The following is a 22,770-nucleotide window of genomic DNA, read 5'->3' on the forward strand; positions in this document are numbered from 1 at the left end:
CTCTTGCTTTTAATCTGCGTACACAAATGAAAAGTTTTGGTTGGGCGAAAGATATTTTATTGCTCTGGGCGGAGGTTAGCTGACCGGTACCGGAGCCCTCCAGCCATCTTCCAGAGCGATACGCACCGCCTGAGCCCTGTTTGCCGCTCCCAGCTTGCGATAGATGTTGCGCAGGTGAACCTTGACCGTAATCTCCTGCACTTCGAGTTGGCGGGCGATTTCCTTGTTGGTTCCTCCGGCGATCATCAGCCCGAGAATTTCTGTTTCCCGCTGAGACAGCTTGCTCAAAAGCGGTTCCTGTTGTGCTGTCCTGATCATCGCCGGTGGGGTTGCGGCTGCCACTGGCTGCACGGGTTCAAGAAAGGCATCCAGAGCGATTGCCGGAAAAAACCGTTCTCCGCTGATAATGAAACGCAAGGCATGAACCATGGTTGGACCGCTATAGGTCTTGGGGATGTATCCTGCAGCACCAAGGGCATAGGCGTTCAGGATGTCCCCATGGCTGGTCGATCCGGACAGAATGACAACCGGAACATCTTTCAGGGTGGAGCAAAATCTTTGCAGCGCACCGTCTTCGTATCCAGGCATTCTGAGGTCGATGACGGCCAGATCGGGCTTCCTGTCTTTTTCCAGAACAGAAAAAGCCTGTTGATAGCTCTCTGCTTCAATCAGCTCAACCACCGGGGCAAGCTCATGGAGGAATGGACGAATTCCCGCGCGAACCAGTTCGTGGTCATCGGCCAGAAGAATAAGCATGACGCACCTCGTTTACCGGGTAACTTTCCTACTGTACCACCCTTTTGGGCCTATACAAAAGATTAGGATGTATGGCAGCCCACGCTGAAAGACATGGATTGAATTTCAGCCGGTCAGGCACCACAATGCCCTGAACAGATTTAGGGTGGAAACGGATTGCCTTTCCCCGTACAAAGGCAGCCGTGAGGCTTGGCACGTTACGAAGAGAGAAGGGGCGGCCATAATGGCGCTGCTTGAGTGGACCGATAAGATGAGCGTCGGCATTGACACAATCGATGCGGACCATAAAAAACTTTTATCTCTGGTGAATGAATTACATAGCGTTGTGCGCAAAAAGGAGTCGCCTGATACTGTCGGCCGCGTTTTGCGTGACCTGATGGCATATGCAGATTATCATTTCGAGGCCGAGGAACAATTGTTGCGCTTGATCCGCTACCCGGATCTGGATCGCCACAAGGAAATTCATGGCAAGCTGAAGGATCAGGTTGCCGCTCTGGAAGAGCGTTACCGTGATGATCCGAAAAAAGGCAGCGTCAGGATGTTTGACTTCCTGTCCGATTGGCTGATGCGCCATATCCTTGGCGAAGACATGAAATACAAGGCACTGCTGCTGGAAAAGCTGGGCAAGAACGCTCAGAAATAATCCTGCAGGAGGGTGGCGGCCTGATGGTTGCCACTGACCACCCGCAATGGCGTCCGTGGCGCAGAGCAGGCACGCTCAAGGGCAGGGAGAATGGTGCCGGTCTGAAAATCCTGCTCGCTGATCTCCTCAACGCCAGTGTAGTGCGCCAACCAGCGGGCAAGGCCGGTTGTCTCTGGCCATAACGGGCGGGAGCGGTAGAGCAGGGGCGTCCCGGCACAGGCTGCTTCGATATAGGTGCCATATCCGGGTTTGGTGATCACCGCATCAACGCAGGTCAGGGCCTGGTTGACGCTGAGCCCGATCCGGGGCAGATCACTGGATGCCAGCCATAGCCAGTCCGGGGTGTCGGGCCAGTGGTCCAGCATGCTCAAGGGTTCCTGAATGCCACCAAGGGCGACCAGAGCAATTTTGCGCCCCGCTCCCACAGCGGCCTCCATCTGTTGGCGTAACTGCCGGGACGGCGTGGAGCAGGGCGAGCCGACCGGGCCAATATGTATGCGGCGGTCGGTCACGCAATCCTCCCACACAATCGCCGGAGTGGTCGCCAGCAGGGCCGAGGCGTGGCCGTAGGCGTCCCGCATCGGGGCCATCAGGCTCTCGTAATCCGGCTGCCCGGTGAAAAAGCTGGCAGCAATCCCCAGCCAGGTAAACGGGCCAATGCTGCAAGCCGGAATGCCCAGCGTGCTGGCCGCGGCAAGGGGCAGATAAGCCGCGCAGGACAAGACCAGCGATGGCTTCAGGGACCGCAGAAAATCCTGTTCCTCCTGAACGTGCTGTTTCCAGTGCCGATGGCCAGCGCGATAGGCTGCGGCGCTGTCATCAACCAGCACATCGCTGGCCGAAGCCATTTTCATGCCAAAATCCAGCGCCACACCCCGCCCATAGTGCTGAAAATCCATACCTGTCAGGCGTTCGTGGAAAAAGGCACCGGGGACCGTCGAGACCACCGAAATCCGCACATCGGGCCGCTGTTCGGCAACCGACCGCAGGGCAGCGGTCAGGATGGCGGCATGCCCGTACCCATGGGGGGTAGCATAGGCAACGATGTGCGGAGAGGACGACATGCTTTAGTCAATCTGCACGGAATGGCGACCGGCGAGGTCCTGAAAGAACTGCCATGCCACACGGCCCGAACGGGAACCACGGGTGCGGTACCATTCGGTTGCTTCCCGTTGCAGGTCTTCATCCGAGATATGCAGGCCATAATGCGTGCAATAGCCGCGCACGATATCAAAGAAGGTATCCTGATTGACGTTGTGGAACCCCAGCCACAGGCCAAAGCGATCGGACAGCGAGACTTTTTCTTCCACCGCTTCGCTGGCGTGAATGGCGGTCGATTGCTCGTTCTCGATCATGTCGCGCGACAGCAGGTGGCGGCGATTCGAGGTGGCGTAGAAAATCACGTTCTTCGGGCGGCCTTCCAGCCCGCCCTCAAGGACAGCCTTCAGGGATTTATAGCTTTCATCCTGACCGTCAAACGACAGGTCATCGCAGAACAAAATGGTCGGGCGACCACCGTTTTTCAGGATCTGCAACAGGGCAGGCAGCGAAACGATGTCTTCGCGGTGAATTTCGACCAGTGCCAGACAGCCCGGACGTTCGGCATTCAGCGAGCCATGAATGGCCTTGACCAGCGAGCTTTTCCCGGTACCGCGCGCGCCCCACAGCAGGGCATTGTTGGCCGGCAGCCCGTCAACAAAGCGGCGGGTATTGTCCATCAATTGCTGGCACTGGCGCTCAACGCCCTTCAGCAGGGTGAGATCAAGACGGCTGACATCATGAACCGGAGCCAGCCATTCACCATCGGCATGCCAGACAAAAGCGTCGGCAGTGGCGGTGTCAAAGGCCGGACGGGGAGGGGGCGCCATCCGCTCCAAAGCCTCGGCAATGCGGGTCAGCAGGGGAACAATGGCTTCAGCCGAAAAGGTCACGATGATTATCCTTGTATCTGGAACGCCTTATTCCGTGCACCACAGGCCTTATTGTTGCCGTTTTCCTGCCTATAGTGCCGATAGGGGGACCGTACCATAGCGGTTTGCGTTTGCAACTCGATGTGAGGCAGTTATAGTCCCGCACCAAGACATCTTGTGTCGCACACAGGCACAAGACCATGTGCCATCCTTTACCTACTGGAGCTATTTTCGATGCTGATTTCCCCCGCTTTTGCCCAGACCGCGGCTGCCGGTGGCGTTGATCCCATGGCCATGCTGCAACAGTTCGGCCCGCTGGCGCTGATTTTTGTGGTGTTCTACATGCTGCTGATCCGCCCGCAGCAAAAGCGCATGAAGGAACACAAGGCAAAGCTGGAAGCGATCCGTCGTGGTGATCAGGTCCTGACCGGCGGCGGCATCATCGGCACCGTGATCAAGGTCGAAGACGACAAGGTGATTGTCGATCTGGCCGACAACGTGCGCGTGACCGTGCTGCGTGCCACCATCACCGACGTTCTGACCAAGACTCAGCCGGTCAAGGGCGGCAAGGACGAAGGCGATGCCGACAAGGCCGAAGACGGCAAGGCTGGTGGTCTGAAGGGCCTGCTGTCCAAAAAGTAAGGGAAAAAGCCTTGCGGCCGCGAGCAATTGCTCCTTAGCTGCCGTACAGGTCCAAAGCGTGCCACGGGGGCGTGATTGCCCTCCTGGCACGTTTATGCCATTCCCGCCGACGTTCTTGGGATGAAACTCCCCATGTTATATTTTGCCAAATGGAAAATCGGGCTGATTCTGGCGGTTTGCGTTGCCGGTATTTTTTATGCCCTTCCCAATCTGATGGCTCCACTGGGGAAGCATGACTTCCCGAGCTGGTGGCAACCGGTCAATCTGGGCCTTGACCTGCAAGGGGGCTCGCACCTGCTGCTGGAAGTCGCCGTTGACGATGTGGTCAAGGAGCAACTGAACGGTCTGGTCGAAAGCACCCGCACCACCCTGCGCGAACAAAAGATCGTCTACCGCGACCTCAGCCTGGACGGGCAGACGGTGGTGGTGCGCATTCCGGATGCCGCTGGGCGTGATGCCGCCATTGGTCAGTTGAGCAAGCTGGATCAGGCCATCACGGTCAAGGCCGAAGGGGACGATCTGGTTCGTCTGGCCTACACCGCACAGGCCCTGAATGACCGCAAGCAGGCCGCCGTCAAGCAGTCGATCGAAATCGTGCGTCGCCGTATTGATGAAAGCGGCACCCGCGAGCCGACCATCCAGCGTCAGGGCGCCGACCGCATCATCGTCGAGCTGCCGGGCGAAAGCGATCCCGAGCGGGTCAAACGCCTGATTGGCAAGACCGCCAAGCTGAATTTCCATATGGTTGATTCCTCGGTCTCGCCGGAAGACGCCCTGCGTGGTCGTGTTCCGCCGGGGTCGCGCCTGTTGCCTGCCGCTGAAGGCAGCCATGGTCCGAAGCAGTATGTCGTCAAGCGCGCGGTGGAAGTCGGCGGCGACCGCCTGACCGATGCCTCGGCAACCTTCCAGAGCACCAACAACGAACCGGTGGTGTCATTCCGCTTTGACAGCATCGGGGGCCGCCGCTTTGGCGAAGCGACCACCAAAAATGTTGGTCAGCAGTTGGCGATCGTGCTGGACGATCAGGTGATTTCCGCACCGGTGGTACGGGAACCGATCCTTGGCGGCAGTGGGGTGATCTCGGGCAGCTTTACCGTTCAGGGAGCGCAGGATCTGGCGCTGCTGCTGCGTGCTGGTGCCTTGCCTGCGCCGTTGACCGTGCTGGAAGAACGCAGCGTTGGTCCGGGGCTGGGCCAGGACTCCATTCAGGCCGGTGCCGCTGCGTCGGTGATTGGTCTGGTGGTGGTGGTGGTGTTCATGATGCTGTGCTACGGCATGTTTGGACTGATCGCCAACGTTGCGCTGGTGCTGAACCTTGTTTTGCTGCTGGCCTGCCTGCAGTTGCTGGGGGCTACCCTGACCCTGCCGGGCATCGCCGGGATCGTGCTGACCATGGGGATGGCCGTTGACGCCAACGTGCTGATCTATGAACGCATGCGTGAAGAAGAGCGGGCCGGTCGTGGAGCCTTGAATGCGGCGGAATCCGGTTTCCGCCATGCCTTCGGGACCATCTTTGACTCCAACATCACCACTCTGGCGGCGGCTGTCCTGCTGTTCTTCTTCGGGACCGGGCCGGTGCGTGGCTTCGCGGTAACCCTCAGTCTGGGGATCATCACCTCGATGTTCACCGCCACCATGTTCACCCGTTTCCTGGTATCGCTGTGGTTCCGTCGGGCTCGCCCCAAGACGTTGCCGATCTGATGATCCGCTGACAGGTAAGAGACAAAGATGATGATCAGTTTGCTCAAATTCCTGCCGCAGGAATTTACGATCGACTTCATGCGGCGGCGGTGGATCGGCTTCATTTTCTCGGCGGCGCTGACGCTGGCCTCGCTGGTGTCGATTGCGGTGCAGGGCTTCAACTTCGGGATCGACTTTTCCGGCGGTGTGCTGATCGAAGCCGAAGTCCCCGAAGGCGTCCACGTTTCAGACATCCGCGCCAAGGTGTCGAGCCTTGATCTGGGCGAAGTCGCCGTAACCACCCTGGGCGAGACCGGTCGCGAGGTTTCCTTGCGTCTGGGGCAGCCGAAGGACAGCGACGAAAAAAGCGAAATGCGTGCCGTTGCCAAGATCAAGGAAGTTCTGGGCGAAGGCTACACCTACAAGCGCGTTGATGTGGTTGGTCCGAAAGTTGGTGGCGAGCTGATTCAGGATGGCGTCTACGCCATTCTGGGGGCGATGGCCATCATCGGGATTTACATCTGGATCCGCTTTGAATGGCAGTATTCCATCGGGGCGATGCTCGGCTTGATCCATGACGTGGTGACGGCAGCGGGGATTTTCTCGATTTTCCAGATCGAATTTGACCTGACGGTGGTTGCTGCCCTGCTGACCGTGGCGGGCTATTCGATCAACGATACGGTGGTGCAGTTCGACCGCGTGCGTGAAAACCTGCGCCGCTACAAGAAAATGGAACTGTACGACCTGCTGAACCGCAGCCTGAACGAAGTGTTCACCCGCACACTGCTGACCAGCACCACCACCTTCCTTGCGGCGGCCTCGCTGCTGGCCTTTGGTGGTGACGTGCTGCGCGGCTTCAGCCTCGCGGTGACCTGGGGGGTGATCGCCGGGACCTACTCGTCGTTCTACATGGCTCTGCCGACCCTGCTGTACACCGGCCTGCGCCGCGATGACAGCGAAGACGCCGAAGTCGCCAAGACCGACGCAATGCCGTAACCGTCCGCTGCATTGCTGACATGAAAAGAGCCGCCGAGGGTGTCCCCGGCGGCTCTCTTTTTTGTACTTACGAAACCCGTCCGGGGTCCGTTTCCTGTGCTTCGTGCCACAGGGCATTGAGGATGGCAAAGCTACAGGCCAGTCCGATACCCAGAATCCAGGTGAAATACCACATTGTTGGCGTCTCCTTTAGAGCAGTGAGCGCAAAAGTGGTTCCGGGTTTGCGCAAAATCACTGCGACAAAAAACAAACAGATCGTGGAGCGCTGCTCCAAACCTCGCTGGGGCCTTAAGGCCCCAGACCCCATTCCTTTGATCATAAAAGAGAAAATGGGGGTTCGGGGCCTCAGGCCCCGAGCAGGTCCGGGCGGCAGCCCGCTCTTGTTTTCACAACTGTCGTGTACGGTGGCGTCAGGTTTAACGCACGCTGGTCTAGAGCAAATCCCGAGCAGATGGACACATCTGCGACGACGTATTTGCTTAAATAACAAATCATTAGAGCATTTATCGTGATCCTTGGAGACCGAGAAATGCTCTAGTGTGTCAGTACAGGCTCTTGCTGTTGCGGGCGACGTATTCGGCAGTAACCTTGCCACGCAACACCCGGAACACAAAGCTGGTGTAAGCCAGAATGATCGGCAGGAAGATCAAGGTGGCAATCAGCATCACGAACAGGGTGAAGGCCGACGATGTTGCATCATAGGCGGTCAGGCTGGATGCCGGATCGAGGCTGGAGGGCATCAGGAACGGGAACATGCTGACCCCGCAAGTTGCCACCACCGAGGCGATGAACAGCGAGTTGGCAATGAAGGCAATCCCCGGGCTGACCGACACCAGCAGGGCAGCGGCAAGCGCGGCAAAAATGCCGACCAGCGGCACGGCAATCATCCACGGATACTTGCCGTAATTGGCCATCCAGCTACCAGTCTCACGGACAACGGTCTTCAGCAGCGGGTTGGACGGACCATCTCCGACCACCGGCGACGAAATGGCATAGCCCTGAACGCCCGACGCCACCCACAGACCGGCCAGAATGAACAGCGCCAGCGCCACCAGCGTCATCACCCGGCCAACGGTGCGGGCCCGCTGTTGCAGAACACCTTCGGTCTTGATGTTCAGATAAGCGGCCCCCTGAGCGGCAAGCATCGTGACCGACAGCACGCCACACAGCAGGCCCAGCGGGTTCAGCAGGCCAAAGAACGAGCCTTCGTAGTAAACCCGCAAGGTGTCATCCAGCCGGAACGGCACCCCTTGCAGCAGGTTGCCAAAGGCGACGCCAAAAATCAGCGACGGCACAAAGCCACCGACAAACAGCGCCCAGTCCCAGCAGGTCCGCCACAGCGGATCACTGACCTTGTTGCGGTAATCAAAGCCAACCGGACGCATGATCAGACCGACCAGCGTCAGGAACATGGCGATGTAAAAGCCGGAAAAGGCAGCAGAATAGATGGCCGGAAAGGCAGCGAAGATGGCTCCGCCCCCCAGAATCAGCCACACCTGATTGCCTTCCCACACCGGGCCGATGCTGTTGATCATCACCCGCCGCTCGCTGTCGGTCCGGCCAATGAACGGCAACAACGTGCCGACCCCAAGATCAAAGCCGTCCATGATCGCAAAGCCGATCAGCAGAACGCCCAGGAACAGCCACCAGATCAGGCGCAGGGTTTCGTAATCGAGAAAAGAGGGAATCATGCTGTGCTCTCCCTTACACGTGCTGATGAGCGTCAGGGCTCACCGCATCGTTGACCCCCAGAGCTTCGGCGGGCCCCAGACGGATGTACTTGACCATCAGGAACACTTCGACGACCGCCAGAATGGAATAGAACAGGATGAACCCGGCCAGCGTGAACAAAACCTGCCCGCCGGTCAGCGATGACGCCGACAGGAAGGTGGGCAGCACCCCGTCAATGGTCCACGGCTGGCGGCCATGTTCGGCGACAAACCAGCCCAGTTCGGCAGCCAGCCACGGCAAGGGCAGGCTGTAGGTCAGCAGGCGCAGGAACCACGGGCTGCGCAGATAATCGCGCTTGCTGGACAGGTAAAAGGCGTAGACAAACACCACGATGAAGAACAGGCCCAGCCCGACCATCAGGCGGAACGACCAGAACAGGCTGGCGACATGCGGCACGGTGTCCAGAGCGGCAGACTGAATCTGCTGTTCACTGGCCTGACGCGGGTCTTCGACGTATTTTTTCAGCAGCAGGGCATAGCCCAGATCATCCTGACGGGCCAGCAGGGTGGCGCGGGCTTCCTGATCCTGCCGGTTGAGGCGGATTTTCTCCAGCGCATCATAGGCCACCAGCCCCTGACGGATACGCTCGGCATTTTTGGCCACCAGGTCCTTGATACCGGGAATTTCGGTGTCAATCGAGCGGGTGGCAATCAGCCCCATCAGCCACGGCAGCCTGACCTCGGCATGGGTTTCCTGCGCCTGCTGGTCCGGCAGGCCGAACAGGGTAAAGCTGGCCGGAGCGGGCTCGGTTTCCCACATCGCTTCGATGGCAGCCAGCTTCATCTGCTGGTGCTCGCTGACCGCATAGCCGCTTTCATCGCCCAGCACCACCACCGACAGCGAGGCAGCCAGACCAAAGCTGGCGGCAACGGTAAAGCTGCGCTTGGCAAAGGCGATATGCCTGCCGCGCAGCAGGTACAGCGCCGACAGCGCCAGCACGAACATCGAGCCGGTGACATAGCCCGCCGAGACGGTATGAACGAACTTTGACTGTGCCACCGGGTTGAACAGCAGGGCTCCAAAGCTGGTCAGTTCCATGCGCATGGTGTCAACGTTAAAGGTTGCCCCCACCGGATACTGCATCCAGCCGTTGGCAATCAAAATCCACAGCGCACTGAGGTTCGACCCCAACGCCACCAGCCAGGTGACGGTCAGGTGGCCGACCTTGCTCATGCGGTCCCAGCCAAAGAAGAACAGCCCGACAAAGGTGCTTTCGAGGAAGAACGCCATCAGGCCTTCGATAGCCAGCGGAGCGCCGAAAATGTCCCCGACATAATGACTGTAATAGCTCCAGTTGGTACCGAACTGGAATTCCATGGTGATACCGGTGGCCACGCCAACGGCAAAGTTGATGCCGAACAGCTTGCCCCAGAATTTGGTCATGTCGCGCCAGATTTCGCGACCGCTCATCACATAGGCGGTTTCCATGATGGCCAGCAGAAAGGACAGGCCAAGGGTCAGGGGAACAAACAGAAAATGGTACAGGGCTGTCATGCCGAATTGCAGGCGTGACAGTCCGACAAGATCCATATCGATCATGCGGTTGCTCTCGTGTCTGTCAGGGGATGCCAAACGGAGCCATGGCCCGCAACCGGGCACAAAGCCGCGTTTGCGCTGCCGCCATCGGCGAGAACGCAGGACATCACACTGAAATGAACGGTGTCGAGTGAACGAACGTCAAATTACGACACGAGAGGGCGGAGCACGGGCATCATGATCAAACCCGAGCAGGGCCATCGAGGGTTGGTCGCAAACCTGCACCGGGGGGGACAGTGCCAGGATGCGCAACGACGGCAGGGCATCCAGCAAGGCGTGCGAGAGGGAGTGCAGGCTTGCTTGCGATGCGATCGGCAAACACAACAGACACAGCCGCTCTGCGCCATGATCGCGCGTGGGCGGGGCCTTGATTTTGCCGGTGGTCAGATCCAGGATCTGGATGCCACCCGGCGTACAGATGACGATTTCGTCAGCAGATTGTGTTTGCCCGAAATCCTGTCGGGCGAATGGCAGACCGGCAAACGACGCGGTAAACAGGGTGCCGATGATCGCCAGCAGACCGAGCCACGCCATCATGCGACGGCGTGTGCGGATCGGCAGGAAAGGGAGTATCCCCAACGACGGCATGGATCACCTGTTGTGCGAAGGGCCGGTTGCCCTTCGGTCAAGGCGCATACCCTGCCTTGATCCCGGGCGGATTGTCAATATCCCTCTAAAAAGTCAGACTTATCCGAATTCATATGATAGTCCCCCGCCCAGCTTTTGCTGTGACGCGGCGCAAAAAGGTCTATAACCAGATGATGGTCAGGCTCCGCGAGGTGAGGGACGGAACATGGCAACACCCTTGACAGGATACGGCTTGCTCTGCCTGTGGGGCGGGGCGATGGCTTTGGGGGGCGTGGTGGTTTTGCGCCAGAAACGCCCGGTGCCGCCTCCTGCGCCCCCCGTTGCGCAGACGCCAAAAGACGGGAACGCCAGCGAAAAGGCCGAAGGGGAAGACAAGGCTCCGGCGATGACCCTTGACTGGTCGTCCCCGGTAGTGCGTAAAACGGTGGAAACCACCGGCCTGATCACCGGAGCAGCGGCGTTGATCGTTGGCCTGGGATTGTTGGGGCTGGGGGCCTTGCACTGAGCGATGGAATGGTGCGACGTCGGCATTGTGTTGTCCGCCCGGCCGCACGGGGAAGGCGGCGCCATCGCATCGCTGCTGACCGCCTCGCACGGGCGTCATGCCGGGCTAGTCCCCGCCGGGCGCAGCCGGTCCCAGCGCGCCACCCTTGAGCCGGGAACCCTGTTGACCTGCCGCTGGGGGGCGCGTCTGGAAAGCCACTTGGGGCGCTTTACCTGTGAGCCGGTGGAAAGCTCGGCCAGCCTGTTGCTGGGCGATCCCCGCCGCCTGAGCGTCCTGAACGCCTTTTGTGCGCTGGCAGACTGGGCGCTGCCGGAACGGCTGCCATGCCCGGACCTGTACGATGCCTCGCTGGCCTTGCTGGTCGCCCTGCAAGGGGAGGGCTGGGCTGCCGCCTATGTTCACTGGGAAATGCTGTTGCTGGCGGAAACGGGCTTTCCGCTCGATGTGTCAGCCTGTGCGGCAACTGGCCGACAGGACGAACTGGTGTGGGTGTCGCCACGCTCGGGGCGTGCGGTCTGCCGGGAGGCGGGGCAGCCCTATGCCGACCGTCTGCTGCCGTTGCCAGCCTTCCTGTTGCCAGAGCTGCCAGCGGGCATGGAGTGGCCGGAACAGTGGGATCATCCCGATATCTGCACCGGCCTCGCGCTGACCGGCTATTTCCTGCAGCACCATCTGCAAGTGACGATTGGCAAGCCACTGCCATGGGCACGCGGCCATCTGGTCAGCCGCCTGCAAACTGTTGACCGCTGAGGTCCGTTGCGGGATATAGTCAGCGCAGCCCGTTTATGGTACAGAGTTTTTGTTTTGTTCTCAGGTCTTTTCCGCCGAAGTGGACGCCGGCTCGGTGGAACGGACCCGTGTTGTATGAGCTTGGGGCATTTTCGGACGAAAAACCGGTATCCACTTTTTCTGATCCTGCCCCCGCTGCCTCAGGGATTCTCCCGCAATGACCGTTCCCGCCGAAGACATTCGCCCCGCACCTCTGGCCGATGCGCTGTCTGAACGCTATCTGGCCTATGCCCTGTCCACCATCGTTGCGCGCTCGCTGCCTGATGTGCGCGATGGCCTGAAGCCCGTGCACCGGCGTTTGCTCTATGCCATGCGCCTGCTGAAGCTGGACCCGGCAACCGGCTACAAAAAGTGCGCCCGCGTGGTGGGGGACGTGATCGGTAAGTATCACCCGCACGGGGATGCCTCGGTTTATGATGCGCTGGTGCGGCTGGCGCAGGATTTCGCCGTGCGCTATCCACTGGTGGACGGGCAGGGGAACTTTGGCAACATCGACGGCGACGGCGCGGCGGCGATGCGATACACCGAAGCCCGCCTGACCGACGTGGCGATGGCCCTGATGGACGGGCTGGATGAAAACGCCGTCGATTTCCGCGCCACCTATGACGGGGAAGAAAACGAGCCGATCGTGATGCCGGCCGCCTTTCCCAACCTGCTGGCCAACGGGTCATCCGGAATTGCGGTGGGGATGGCCACCAACATCCCGCCACACAACGCCGGGGAACTGTGCGATGCCTTGCAGCTTTTGATCCGCAACCCGGATGCTGGACTTCCCGAGCTGGTGGCGCACGTCAAGGGGCCGGACTTCCCGACCGGCGGCTCGCTGGTGGAAAGTCCGGATGCCATCCTGGAAGCCTATCGCACCGGACGCGGCAGTTTCCGTCTGCGGGCAAAGTGGGAGGTCGAACGTCTGTCCCATGGGCTGTATCAGATTGTTGTCACCGAAATTCCCTATCAGGTACAGAAATCCAAGGTCATCGAGCGCATTGCCGACCTGCTGAACGGCAAGAAACTGCCGATCCTGTCCGATGTGCGTGATGAGTCCGCCGAAGACGTGCGGATTGTTCTGGAGCCGAAAAACCGCAGCGTCGATCCCGACGTGTTGATGGAACATCTGTTCAAGAACACCGATCTGGAAATTCGCTTTGGCCTGAACATGAACGTTCTGGACGGCGACGGCGTGCCACGGGTGATGTCGCTGAAGGAGGTGCTGCAAGCCTTCCTCGACCATCGCCACGATGTGCTGATCCGTCGTTCCGGCCATCGCCTGGACAAGATCGCCCACCGGCTGGAAGTGCTGGAAGGCTATCTGATTGCCTATCTCAACCTTGATGAGGTGATCCGCATCATTCGTGAATACGATGATGCCAAGGTGCAGTTGATGAAGGCCTTCTCCCTTAGCGATGTTCAGGCTGACGCCATTCTGAACATGCGTTTGCGCTCGCTGCGCAAGCTGGAAGAAGACGAAATTCGCGGTGAGCACGGCAGCCTGTCCGGGGAAAAGGCCGAGCTTGAGGCCCTGTTGAGCAACGAGCCGCTGCGCTGGAAGGCCATTGCGGCGGAAATCACCCTGACTAAAAAGAAGTTCGGCCAGCATACCGCTCTGGGCAAGCGCCGGACGGTGGTTGCTGAGCCTCCCTCTGCCACCGTGGTGCCACTGGAAGCGGTGATCGAGCGCGAAGCCATCACCGTTCTGCTGTCGGAAAAGGGCTGGATCCGCGCGGTCAAGGGCCACGTTGACAGCTTTGACGATGTGAAGTTCAAGGATGGCGACCAGCTCAAGACCGCGTGTCAGACCCACACCACCGACCGCATCCTGATTTTCGGCACCAATGGCCGCTTTTATACCATTCTGGGCGACCGCATCCAGCGCGGGCGCGGCTTTGGCGAGCCGGTGCGCCTGATTGTCGATCTGCCGAACGAAGCCGAAATTGCCGCCCTGTTTGTGCATCAACCAAACCGCAAGCTGTTACTGGCGTCACAGGATGCCCGTGGGTTCATCGTGGCGGAAAATGACGTGATTGCGCAGACCCGGCAGGGCAAACAGATTTTGACTCCGGCGGATGGGGCGCAGGCGGTGTTCTGCCTGCCGATCGAGCCGGGCCATGATCATGTGGCGACGGTTGGTGATAACCGCAAGCTGCTGGTGTTTGCCTTGGAGGAAATCCCCGAGATGGCCCGTGGCCGGGGGGTGATCCTGCAAAAGTACAGCGATGGCGGCCTGTCGGACCTGAAGCTGTTCAAGGGCAGTGACGGCCTGACCTTCAGGCGCGGCGAGCAGACCCGCACCGAAAGCGATTTCTCGTCGTGGCTGGGCAAGCGCGCCAGTGTCGGCAAGTTACCGCCGCAGGGCTTCCCGCGGAACAATCGTTTTTAACGGAAACAAGGTCATGGAGCGCTGCTCCAAACCTCGCTGGGGCCTTTAGGCCCCAGACCCCATTCTTTTGATTATAAAAGAAAAAATGGGGGTTTGGGGCCTCAGGCCCCGAGCAGGTTCGGGCGGCAGCCCGCTCTAGTTTTCAAACTGTCATGTATTGCCCCACAAAACAAAACCCCCTCGGACATCTCTGCCCGAGGGGGTTTTCTAGAGCTGTGAGCCTTAAACATGAACCGCGCTCACAGCTCTAACCTTTTGTTCTGTCGCATTGTCTTTGCGAAAACCGGTTCCCACTTTTCGCACAATGCTTTGGACCCGGTAACGAGTTAGGCCTTGGCCAGGTTCTCGTTCACGAAGTCCCAGTTCACCAGATGATCCAGGAAGGTCGCCAGGAAGTCCGGGCGGCGGTTCTGGTAATCGAGGTAGTAGGCATGTTCCCACACGTCGCAGGTCAGCAGCGGGGTCTGGCCGTTCACCAGCGGGGTTTCGGCGTTCGGGGTCTTGGTGACCTTCAGGGTGCCGTTTTCGATCACCAGCCAAGCCCAGCCCGAACCGAACTGGGTGGCGCCAGCCTGCTTGAACTGTTCTTTGAAGGCATCAAACGAACCGAAGTCGGCGTTGATCTTGTCGGCAATCGCACCGGTCGGGGCGCCGCCGCCATTCGGCTTCATGCTGCTCCAGAAGAAGGTGTGATTCCACACCTGAGCGGCATTGTTGAACACACCAGCGTTCTTGTTCTGCCAGGAATCGGCAATCACCTCTTCGAGGGACTTGTCGACCAGCGGCGAGTCCTTCAGCAGGTTGTTCAGGTTCGTGACATACGCATTGTGATGCTTGCCGTGGTGGAACTCAAACGTCTGAGCCGACATGTGGGGTTCCAGAGCCGTCTTGTCGTAGGGCAGCGGCGGAAGTTCGAATGCCATAACCAACCTCGTTCCAGAGATATTATCGAAAAATTTTATGGTAGTTTAGAGGGATGCTAAACAGCCTGAGAAAACATAAGTGGCTGGCGGGGAGATTGTAAAGAGGCAACAGGTGAATTTTTCGGAAAAGGAAGCAGTTACCGGTCAAAAAGTGCCCGCCGGGCGGCGTCCTGACCGGATAAAACAGCGGCTTCCAGCGTGCAGGGCAGGGTTGGATGCCATGAATCTCCGGCTAAAATGATCGGGTATTGTGCCAACGCCTTTTTCATCTGCGCACAGGCCGGGTCCTGCAACAGTGTCGCCTGATGATGATTGAACAGGCGGGCAGCAGGCAAACGTTCGTACGGTCCCCCCAGACCCAAAGCGGCACGGACCTCGGCCCACAGTATCGGCAAGGCCGTTTCGTCCAGCCGCTCGGCAGCACTGATGGTCACCGAGGCGACATCCTGACGGCAGAAAATCCACTGCCCCAGCCCGCCGGTCAGCCCCAGCAGTGGAGGATAAGGACCGGGCGGCAAACGAAAATGAGCACTGACAATACGCTGAGTGGGCCGCACCGGCATGTCGGCCCTTAGTAATCGTGTGACGGCAGCCGGGGGAACAGCCAATACACATCGTTCGCCAGCCCCAAGGGCAACAGGTCCGGCTGGACAGTCAAAGGTCGCCACATCACCATCAGCCGTCCACTCGATCCGTCTGATCGGCTGACTGGTGTGCAGCCTGCACCCCTGTTGACGCAACCACGCCACCGCCGGATCAATCAGGGCGGCGGAAAGCCCCCGCGGCGCAAAGATTGGGCGGCAGGCCGCGCTTCCGCGCAGCAGGGTTTGCCGCAATACACTAGCCAGCAAGGCAGCAGACGCCTGTTCAGCTTTGGTATTCAGGATGGCTTCGGTCAGCGGCACCAACAGGCGTTGGTACAATGGAGACCCGGCAGTCTGTTGGGCAACCGTTTGTGTCTGGCCGGGCCAGCAGGCCCGCAACAACGCCAGATGGTCGCGCAGTCCCCCGTCTGGACAGCGGCGGGCAGCGGAAAACAGCCACCAGGGAATGATCCCCCTGTTCGGATGCAAGGCCCAGTGACGCTGCCGGTCGAGGTCATAAAAGGGAAAGCGGGCCTCGCCGATCTGCAATGCCGCCGCGCCACCGATGGTGCGGGCATAGGACAGCAGGGCGTGGTTGGCGGTCAGCATCAGGTGCGACCCGCCATCAATCACCCGATCCAGCAGCGGGTCATGGAAGGACCGGCAGCGCCCGCCAAACTGCGGGCTGGCTTCGTACAGAGTGACCTCGGCCCCCAACTGCCGGGCGGCGACGGCACAGGCCAGACCGGCAATGCCTCCTCCGATGATATGCAGGCGGGGGCGCGACATCGTGTGTTATGAACCGGGAGTGTAGCAGCGCAAGGCTTCGATCAGCAGGCGTATGGCTGACAGGCGGGTGCGGTTTCCAATCGCTTCGGCTTGCCATCCCCGCTGCTGCAGGCGACGGAGCAGCAGGCGGTAACTGCCCAGCATCACCCGGGCCGGACGCAACTGGCGGCGCTCCCGGTCACTGATCGCCGGGTCGTGGAACAAGTCCAGAGCTTCCTGATAGCGGCTTTCGGCTTCGGCGGCGAGCAGGGCACAGGCATGGGGGAGGGCAGGGTCGAGCAAAATCTGCGCCGGGTCATGGGTGGTGACACCGGCGTGGTCCAGCAGCGGGGCAGGCAGGTACAAACGCCCACAGTCGGCATCGGCTTTGACATCGCGCAGAATGTTGGTGAACTGCAATGCGTCCCCGGTCGCCAGGGCAAAACGGTCAATGGCCGGGCTGTTGCAGCCCAGTAAACGCACCAGTGCCATGCCGACGTAACCGGCAACCCGGCGGCAATACAGGGTAAAGGTCGCCTGATCGGGAGCCTGCAAACCCGGCGGGAGGTCCATCGCCACCCCATCCAGAATTTCCACCAGCAACGAGCGCAACAGCGGATGGCGAACCAGCAGATCGCGGACATTGGCCGCCAGTGGCTCATGGGGCAGGGTGGCCGGATTGGTCAACAGCGTCCGCCATTGCTCCAGCGCACCGGCTTTGTCGTCCGGGGGTAGCGGGCCATCGGCAATATCGTCCACCGCTCGACAAAACAGATAAAGGATAGACAGATCAGTCCGCCTGCCGATGGGCAGCAGCCGGATGGCCCAATAAAAGCTGCTGCCGGTTGCCTTCAATTCGTCCAGCAGGGAAGTGGAATGCTCGGCCACAGGAAGCTTCACCATTGGATGAGCCTCCAAAGACTGGCACCACCAGCGCGAACCCAGTCGAAGCGGGAGGGTTTCGGCGCGCTGCGTAACAGGTCATGCTGGCGGATCTGGCGCAGCAGGGCATGGGCCATGCTCAATGTTGCCGCGCTTTGGGCCGCCAGCAAACGGCTGTGGATCAGCGGCGGCAGTGCTGCCGCCCGCTGCAGCAGGGAGGCACAGTAATCACAGATTTGTCCGATCACAGCGTGCAGGGCCGGAGATGTATCCGATGCGGCCAGATCATCCAGGCTCCCCCCCGCCCGTTCCAGCCAGTCAAGGGGCAGATAGCAGCGGTTCAGGCTGTGCCAATCCTCTTTCAATCCCTGCAAATGATTGAGAATTTGTAAGGCAGCACACAGCACATCAGAAGCTTTTTCTGCTTCAGGATTAGCTTCCCTGTTCAGAGCCAGCAAGAAGCGCCCGACCGGCATCGCCGACAGGCGACAGGATTCCATCAGGTCGTCCCATGTGCGCAGGCGGGCAGGCGATGCCGCATCAATCAGAAAGGCTGACAGCAGATCATCGGCAACAGACAGGGAAATGCCCCGCTCCTGCATGCGGTTTCGCAGGGCGGTGGTGATGGTCTCGCAGGGGCTGTTGCCCCGACTGCCATGGGGGGCGCGCAGACAGTTCCGCATTTTGTGCAGCAGGGCGATCTTGTTGCCGCTTTCAAGGTCGCCATGGTCGGCGATATGGTCGGCCAGCCGGGCAAAGCGATAATAGGCAGCAACGGTGGTCCGCTGTCCGGGGGGCAAAAGCCACAGCACGGGAAAGCTCTCGCTGTCCGGGCCGACGCACTGGCTGACAAGAACGGATTCCGAAAGGGCGGGGGCTAAAACCACGGTAGGGGATTTCTCTTTGCCGTTGATGGCTTATATATCGCTACATATAGACCCGCCGGGGGGCGGGACACAACCATGCTTCGCCCTTGCGGGCCGAAACTCACGGTCAGGATCAGGAAGGACCCCGTTCATGCCATCGTCGCCGCAGGCTGCTGCCGCCCTTTCGCCGATTGCCCGCGAGGTGCAGCGCGTGGACCCGGACCGTTTTCTGACCGCCCTGTTTGCTCCGGCAGAGTTCAGGGAAGACGTTTTGGCCGTCTATGCCTTCAACAGCGAGATTGCCCGTATCCGGGAAACGGTCAACGAGCCTGTTTTGGGGGTGATGCGCGTCCAATGGTGGCGGGATACGCTTGAGGCCATCTATCGCGATCCGCAGGCGGTTCCGGCCCACCCGGTGGCGCAGGCTCTGGCGGCGGCCATCCATCGCCATACTCTTCCGCAGGAGCTGTTTGACGAGCTGCTGGAGGCGCGGGAGCGGGATATGGATGAACGTCCAATCCCTGATCAGGAAAGCCTGGCGCTGTATGTCCGCTGTACCGGCGGACATCTGGCCCGGCTGGTGGCAATGGTTCTGTGTGGACATGATGCCTCAGTGGGGGAGGTGGCCGGGAAGGTCGGTGCCGCCTATGCTCTGGGAGGCTTGCTGCGGGCAGTGCCGTTCCATGCCCGCCACGACCGACTGTATGTGCCGACCGAAATCCTGAACGACCATCAGGCGGATGTCACGGGCTTGCTGGCCGGGAAGATTGATGCCGGTGGACGGTCTGCGGTTGCCGAGTTACGGGCTGCCGCGACGACCGCCCTGCGCGAGGCCCGCCATGTCTGGAAAGGCAGCGTTGCTGCGGACCATCGCAAGGCTGCCGTCGCAGCCGTCTTGCCGGGAACGATGGCGGAAGGCTACCTGAAGCGGCTGGAGCGGGCTGGCGATGATCCGTTTGAGTCGCGTCTGGCGGTCCCGACCCGGCGGCCGGTCACACTGGCGTGGCGGGCATGGCGATCAACGTTCTGAGGAATGCCGGGGAAGGGCAGGGCTTTCCCTGTCCTTTCAACGGCCTATCCGGCATGTCTTTTTCATCGTTTACATAAAATTGTGGCCATATCTCATTATAAAAAATAGATATTTCCATTCCTGATTTCCTGTGGCATTGTTCATGTAACGGATGAAGACGATGGCTTGGCGCCTCGCCATGATACGCGGATGGGAGAAGCATCATGAACAATCCCCGCTTTACCCTTGCCCACCACCTGGGGGCAATTGCCTGCGTTCTGGTTGTCAGTTTTGTCATGCATGGCGCAATGGTGTTGAGTGGCATCGAAGGGCCCGGGCTGACACAGGGCGCTGGTCATTACACCACTGCCCGCGTGATTGCCCTGCCGGGCAGCCTGCGGTAATCCCCCCCGCATCAGTAAGTCTGATCTATCGCCGCCACCCGTCTGCACGGGTGGCGGCGACGTCTTTTGCGGGGCCGGTCACAAGATATCAGGATCGTTTGTATACATGGCCCCATCTCGCGGGCCGTTAATTTATTCCACCAGACCAGCGGCATAGGGAACAATCGTGCGGATCACAGCCCGATTGCCGCCCTAAGATTGCGTGTATTTCATGCGCCTTCGCCCTTGCTGTTGCTGGCGGAATATGCTGAAAAGCACTGTGGTTGCGTGTGAGGAGAGATGTTTTGTCTGCTTTGGCGTCCTTCGTCCGCGCCGTTGATGCGATTAACGGTGTGATTGGCCGGTGCGTGGCGTGGCTGGTTCTTGGCGTGGTTCTGGTGTGCTTTACCGTTGTGGTGGCACGCTATGGCTTTAACTGGGGCGATATTCGCCTGCAGGAATCCTATGTGTGGATGCATGCCATCGTTTTTCTGGTTGGGGCGGGCTACACCCTGCGTGAAAACGAACATGTCCGGGTTGATCTGGTTTATGCCAATATGCGCCCCCGCACCAAAGCGTGGGTTGATCTGCTGGGCACAGTGTTCTGGCTGATGCCGTGGCTGGCGGTGCTGGTTTACTTTGGCTGGCCGTTTGTTGCTTCGTCATGGGCCGTGTACGAGCCGTCGATGGAGCAGGGCGGTCTGCCCGGATACTTCCTGCTGAAATCGGTTATTTTTGTCTTTGTCGGCGTTATTGGCCTGCAGGCTTTGGCGCTGGTTGCCCGCTGCCTGCTGGTGCTGTCCGGTGAAGAGCAATGGGCAACCAAAAGCGGGAGCCACTGATCATTCGCACGCCGGATGAGGCTGGTTTCAGTTCCGTGGCTTCCCGCTGGCGAAGCCACCAAATAACAACACGGGAAAGACTATGGACCCGGTACTGATTGGTGAAATTCTGGCTGTTGTGATGTTTGTTGCCGTTCTGGTAACCGTCATGATCGGCTATCCGGTAGCATTTACCCTCGCGGGCGTCGCACTGATGTTCAGTGTGGTGGGGCATCTGCTTGGAGCCTTTGACTATTCTCTGCTGACCGGGCTGGCATCCCGGTATTTCGGCACAATGGTCAGTGAGTCTCTGGTCGCTGTCCCCCTGTTCGTGTTCATGGGGGTGATGCTCGAGCGTTCCAAGCTGGCCGAGCAGTTGCTGGAAACCATGGGGTTGCTGTTCGGGCGCTTGCCCGGTGGTCTGGGGATCTCGGTGATCATCGTTGGCACCCTGCTGGCGGCCTCGACCGGGATCGTTGGTGCGACGGTGGTGACCATGGGCCTGCTGTCGCTGCCTGCCATGCTGCGGGCTGGTTATGACCCCAAACTGGCAACCGGGATCATCTGTTCGTCGGGAACACTGGGGCAAATCATTCCGCCGTCAACGGTGCTGATCTTTCTTGGTGACCTGTTGCAGGGGGCCAACACTACGGCCCAGATGAAAAAGGGCAATTTTGCCCCTGATCCGGTGTCCGTTGGTGACCTGTTCGTTGGCGCCCTGATCCCGGGCCTGATGCTTGTCGGCCTGTATATGAGCTGGGTGGTGATCAAGGCGATTTTTCAGCCGCAAAGCTGTCCTCCACTGCCTGATGCCGGCATTAGCCGTGCCGCCCTGTGGCGGCGGGTGGTGCTGGTTCTGATCCCCCCGTTGGCGCTGATTGTTGCTGTTCTTGGCTCGATCCTGTCCGGGATTGCAACGGCAACGGAATCTGCCTCGGTTGGCGGTATCGGTGCCCTGATCCTTGCGGCAGCAAACCGTCAGCTCAGTCTGAAGGTTCTGCGGGAGGTCATTGAATCAACACTGAAAATCAGCTCGATGGTCTTTATCATCCTGCTGGGAGCATCGGTTTTCTCACTGGTGTTCCGTGGCTTGGGCGGTGAGCATCTGGTCGAACAGATGTTCAACGGCATGCCGGGCGGCAAGATGGGGGCGATCTTCACCGTCATGCTGGTGATGTTCATCCTCGGCTTTTTCCTCGACACCTTTGAAATCATTTTCATTGTGGTGCCGATCACCGCTCCGATCCTGCTGGCCATGGACGGTGTTGACCCGATCTGGCTGGGTGTCATGATGGGGTTGAACCTGCAGACCAGCTTCCTGACCCCGCCGTTCGGGTTCTCGTTGTTTTACCTGCGGGGGGTGGCGCCGCGCAGTGTGACAACAGCCCATATCTACAAGGGGGTTATTCCGTTTGTTGCCATTCAGGCGCTGATGATGGTGATCCTGTATGCGTTCCCCACCATCGCCACGGCATTGCCGAAGTACATGTTTGCCCCCCCGCCCATTGCAGCCTCGGCTCCGTCAGTGCTTGACGAGAAGGGTGTGGAAGACGATTTGATGCCCGCCAACGAGAATGGTGGAGACGCCGGACAGGGCAAAAAAGACGACCTTGGCTTTGGTGGCGACAATTCGGGCGACGATCTGATGCCCAAGGGTGGTGACGATGTGAACAAGATGTTCAAATAGCATCTTTTTTTCACTACCATGCACGGATGCCCTTTCGGTTTTCCCACTTCTGTGGCATATCGAAAGGGCATCCTTTTTTGCATCCGGGCACACTGTGGATTTGTCCAATGCAAAAATAGCTGTATCATGGATCAATGTGGTGACTTTGTTTCATAAGTCATTGGCAGATTTTGGTGCGTCTGCGAGCCTGCCGCCCTGTTTGGCCTGACCAGACAAAGGCGTTGATTGGGCCTGAAGCATGAAGGGGACGGCTGCGAATGTCAGGAGAAAGTGCGGAGCCCATGGTCTGGACCGACGAGCGGATCGAGCAGCTGAAAGAGCTGTGGGCCGAAGGTCTGACCACCGGAGAAATTGGCAAGCGACTGGGCGTTTCCAAAAACGCCGTCGTGGGCAAGGCCCATCGTCTGGGCCTGAAGGGGCGCCCCTCTCCGATCAAGCGGACCAAGGCACCGCGCCAGACTCCTGCGGCGCCCAAGGAAAAAGAGCAGAAAATCCGCTCGGTGGTCGATCTGTCGGCCCATACCTGCCGCTGGCCGATCGGTGATCCGCGCGAGCCCGGCTTCCACTTCTGTGGCGCGCCGACGATCGCCAACAAGCCGTACTGTGCCGAACACGCGGCCATTGCCTACGTCGGGGCCTCATCCCCCAAATCGCCACCCCCTCGGGATGAAGACGCCGCCTGATCCGGGAGGGC

Annotated in this window: 23 protein-coding genes; 12 read left to right on the forward strand and 11 right to left on the reverse strand. The window is 59.7% G+C overall.

Annotated features, from left to right (window positions below; all coding sequences use genetic code 11):
* Positions 1-75: 75 nt before the first annotated feature.
* A complete protein-coding gene (locus BW995_RS03235; RefSeq protein WP_076398718.1) occupies positions 76-756 on the reverse strand; it encodes a response regulator transcription factor in 681 nt (226 codons plus the stop codon).
* A gap of 223 nt (positions 757-979) precedes the next feature.
* Between BW995_RS03235 and BW995_RS03240 the strand changes: the two genes are divergently transcribed.
* A complete protein-coding gene (locus tag BW995_RS03240; protein ID WP_076398719.1) occupies positions 980-1,399 on the forward strand; it encodes a bacteriohemerythrin in 420 nt (139 codons plus the stop codon).
* Here BW995_RS03240 and BW995_RS03245 read toward each other — a convergent pair.
* Together BW995_RS03245 and BW995_RS03250 are read right to left on the reverse strand one after the other, a co-directional pair.
* Positions 1,390-2,463 carry a hypothetical protein gene (locus tag BW995_RS03245; RefSeq protein WP_076398720.1) on the reverse strand — a complete coding sequence of 358 codons (1,074 nt, stop codon included), beginning with the start codon at positions 2,461-2,463 and terminating at the stop codon, positions 1,390-1,392. The genes BW995_RS03240 and BW995_RS03245 overlap by 10 nt on opposite strands.
* Before the next feature lie 3 nt (positions 2,464-2,466).
* Positions 2,467-3,330, reverse strand: coding sequence for an ATP-binding protein (locus tag BW995_RS03250; protein ID WP_407656296.1), 864 nt, complete (start codon positions 3,328-3,330; stop codon positions 2,467-2,469).
* A gap of 213 nt (positions 3,331-3,543) precedes the next feature.
* On the opposite strand from BW995_RS03250, the gene yajC reads away from it, so the two are divergent.
* The 3 genes from yajC (at position 3,544) to secF (ending at position 6,627) form a co-directional block, all read left to right on the forward strand.
* On the forward strand, positions 3,544-3,951 hold the full coding sequence (gene yajC / locus BW995_RS03255) for a preprotein translocase subunit YajC (protein ID WP_076398722.1): 408 nt from the start codon (positions 3,544-3,546) through the stop codon (positions 3,949-3,951).
* Between the two features lie 132 nt (positions 3,952-4,083).
* Positions 4,084-5,652, forward strand: a complete 1,569-nt coding sequence (gene secD, locus BW995_RS03260) for a protein translocase subunit SecD (RefSeq protein ID WP_076398723.1) — start codon at positions 4,084-4,086, stop codon at positions 5,650-5,652.
* Positions 5,653-5,679: 27 nt separating this feature from the next.
* Complete coding sequence (gene secF / locus BW995_RS03265; protein ID WP_245821229.1) at positions 5,680-6,627, forward strand: protein translocase subunit SecF; 948 nt, start codon at positions 5,680-5,682, stop codon at positions 6,625-6,627.
* 67 nt (positions 6,628-6,694) lie between these two features.
* Here secF and cydX read toward each other — a convergent pair whose 3' ends face one another.
* The 4 genes from cydX to BW995_RS03285 all read right to left on the reverse strand — a co-directional run bounded on the left by cydX (position 6,695) and on the right by BW995_RS03285 (position 10,431).
* Entirely contained in the window at positions 6,695-6,802 is a 108-nt protein-coding gene (gene cydX / locus BW995_RS03270; RefSeq protein ID WP_076398724.1) for a cytochrome bd-I oxidase subunit CydX, read from the reverse strand.
* A 367-nt stretch (positions 6,803-7,169) separates the two neighbouring features.
* The gene (cydB, locus tag BW995_RS03275; protein WP_076398725.1) at positions 7,170-8,318 is read right to left on the reverse strand and encodes a cytochrome d ubiquinol oxidase subunit II; all 1,149 of its coding nucleotides are present in this window, start codon (positions 8,316-8,318) and stop codon (positions 7,170-7,172) included.
* 13 nt (positions 8,319-8,331) lie between these two features.
* Positions 8,332-9,897, reverse strand: coding sequence for a cytochrome ubiquinol oxidase subunit I (locus BW995_RS03280; RefSeq protein WP_076398726.1), 1,566 nt, complete (start codon positions 9,895-9,897; stop codon positions 8,332-8,334).
* Between the two features lie 138 nt (positions 9,898-10,035).
* Positions 10,036-10,431, reverse strand: coding sequence for a hypothetical protein (locus BW995_RS03285; RefSeq protein ID WP_076398727.1), 396 nt, complete (start codon positions 10,429-10,431; stop codon positions 10,036-10,038).
* 256 nt (positions 10,432-10,687) lie between these two features.
* Between BW995_RS03285 and BW995_RS03290 the strand changes: the two genes are divergently transcribed.
* From BW995_RS03290 to parC, 3 genes are all read left to right on the forward strand, one after another.
* Positions 10,688-10,987: a hypothetical protein gene (locus BW995_RS03290; protein ID WP_139332732.1), complete on the forward strand. Its 300-nt coding sequence runs from the start codon at positions 10,688-10,690 to the stop codon at positions 10,985-10,987.
* A gap of 3 nt (positions 10,988-10,990) precedes the next feature.
* Positions 10,991-11,737, forward strand: a complete 747-nt coding sequence (gene recO, locus BW995_RS03295; RefSeq protein WP_076398729.1) for a DNA repair protein RecO — start codon at positions 10,991-10,993, stop codon at positions 11,735-11,737.
* A gap of 196 nt (positions 11,738-11,933) precedes the next feature.
* Positions 11,934-14,153 carry a DNA topoisomerase IV subunit A gene (gene parC, locus BW995_RS03300; RefSeq protein ID WP_076398730.1) on the forward strand — a complete coding sequence of 740 codons (2,220 nt, stop codon included), beginning with the start codon at positions 11,934-11,936 and terminating at the stop codon, positions 14,151-14,153.
* A 326-nt stretch (positions 14,154-14,479) separates the two neighbouring features.
* Here parC and BW995_RS03305 read toward each other — a convergent pair whose 3' ends face one another.
* The 4 genes from BW995_RS03305 to BW995_RS03320 all read right to left on the reverse strand — a co-directional run bounded on the left by BW995_RS03305 (position 14,480) and on the right by BW995_RS03320 (position 18,197).
* Positions 14,480-15,076 carry a superoxide dismutase gene (locus BW995_RS03305; RefSeq protein ID WP_076398731.1) on the reverse strand — a complete coding sequence of 199 codons (597 nt, stop codon included), beginning with the start codon at positions 15,074-15,076 and terminating at the stop codon, positions 14,480-14,482.
* Positions 15,077-15,213: 137 nt separating this feature from the next.
* The gene (locus BW995_RS03310; RefSeq protein WP_076398732.1) at positions 15,214-16,449 is read right to left on the reverse strand and encodes a hydroxysqualene dehydroxylase; all 1,236 of its coding nucleotides are present in this window, start codon (positions 16,447-16,449) and stop codon (positions 15,214-15,216) included.
* Between the two features lie 6 nt (positions 16,450-16,455).
* Entirely contained in the window at positions 16,456-17,331 is an 876-nt protein-coding gene (locus tag BW995_RS03315) for a squalene/phytoene synthase family protein (RefSeq protein ID WP_076398733.1), read from the reverse strand.
* Entirely contained in the window at positions 17,325-18,197 is an 873-nt protein-coding gene (locus BW995_RS03320) for a squalene/phytoene synthase family protein (protein WP_175616964.1), read from the reverse strand. The genes BW995_RS03315 and BW995_RS03320 overlap by 7 nt, the downstream gene beginning before the upstream one ends.
* Positions 18,198-18,327: 130 nt before the next feature.
* On the opposite strand from BW995_RS03320, the gene BW995_RS03325 reads away from it, so the two are divergent.
* The 5 genes from BW995_RS03325 (at position 18,328) to BW995_RS03345 (ending at position 22,759) form a co-directional block, all read left to right on the forward strand.
* Positions 18,328-19,206 (forward strand): phytoene/squalene synthase family protein, encoded by an 879-nt coding sequence (locus tag BW995_RS03325; RefSeq protein ID WP_076398734.1) that lies wholly within the window; start codon positions 18,328-18,330, stop codon positions 19,204-19,206.
* A 203-nt stretch (positions 19,207-19,409) separates the two neighbouring features.
* Positions 19,410-19,589, forward strand: coding sequence for a hypothetical protein (locus tag BW995_RS03330; protein WP_076398735.1), 180 nt, complete (start codon positions 19,410-19,412; stop codon positions 19,587-19,589).
* 284 nt (positions 19,590-19,873) lie between these two features.
* On the forward strand, positions 19,874-20,410 hold the full coding sequence (locus BW995_RS03335) for a TRAP transporter small permease subunit (RefSeq protein WP_076398736.1): 537 nt from the start codon (positions 19,874-19,876) through the stop codon (positions 20,408-20,410).
* Positions 20,411-20,492: 82 nt separating this feature from the next.
* A complete protein-coding gene (locus BW995_RS03340) occupies positions 20,493-22,076 on the forward strand; it encodes a TRAP transporter large permease (protein WP_076398737.1) in 1,584 nt (527 codons plus the stop codon).
* Between the two features lie 281 nt (positions 22,077-22,357).
* Positions 22,358-22,759, forward strand: coding sequence for a GcrA family cell cycle regulator (locus BW995_RS03345; RefSeq protein ID WP_076398738.1), 402 nt, complete (start codon positions 22,358-22,360; stop codon positions 22,757-22,759).
* Positions 22,760-22,770: the final 11 nt, after the last annotated feature.

Origin of the sequence: Insolitispirillum peregrinum, from assembly GCF_900156605.1 — a bacterium.
GTDB classification, from domain to species: domain Bacteria; phylum Pseudomonadota; class Alphaproteobacteria; order Rhodospirillales; family Rhodospirillaceae; genus Insolitispirillum; species Insolitispirillum peregrinum.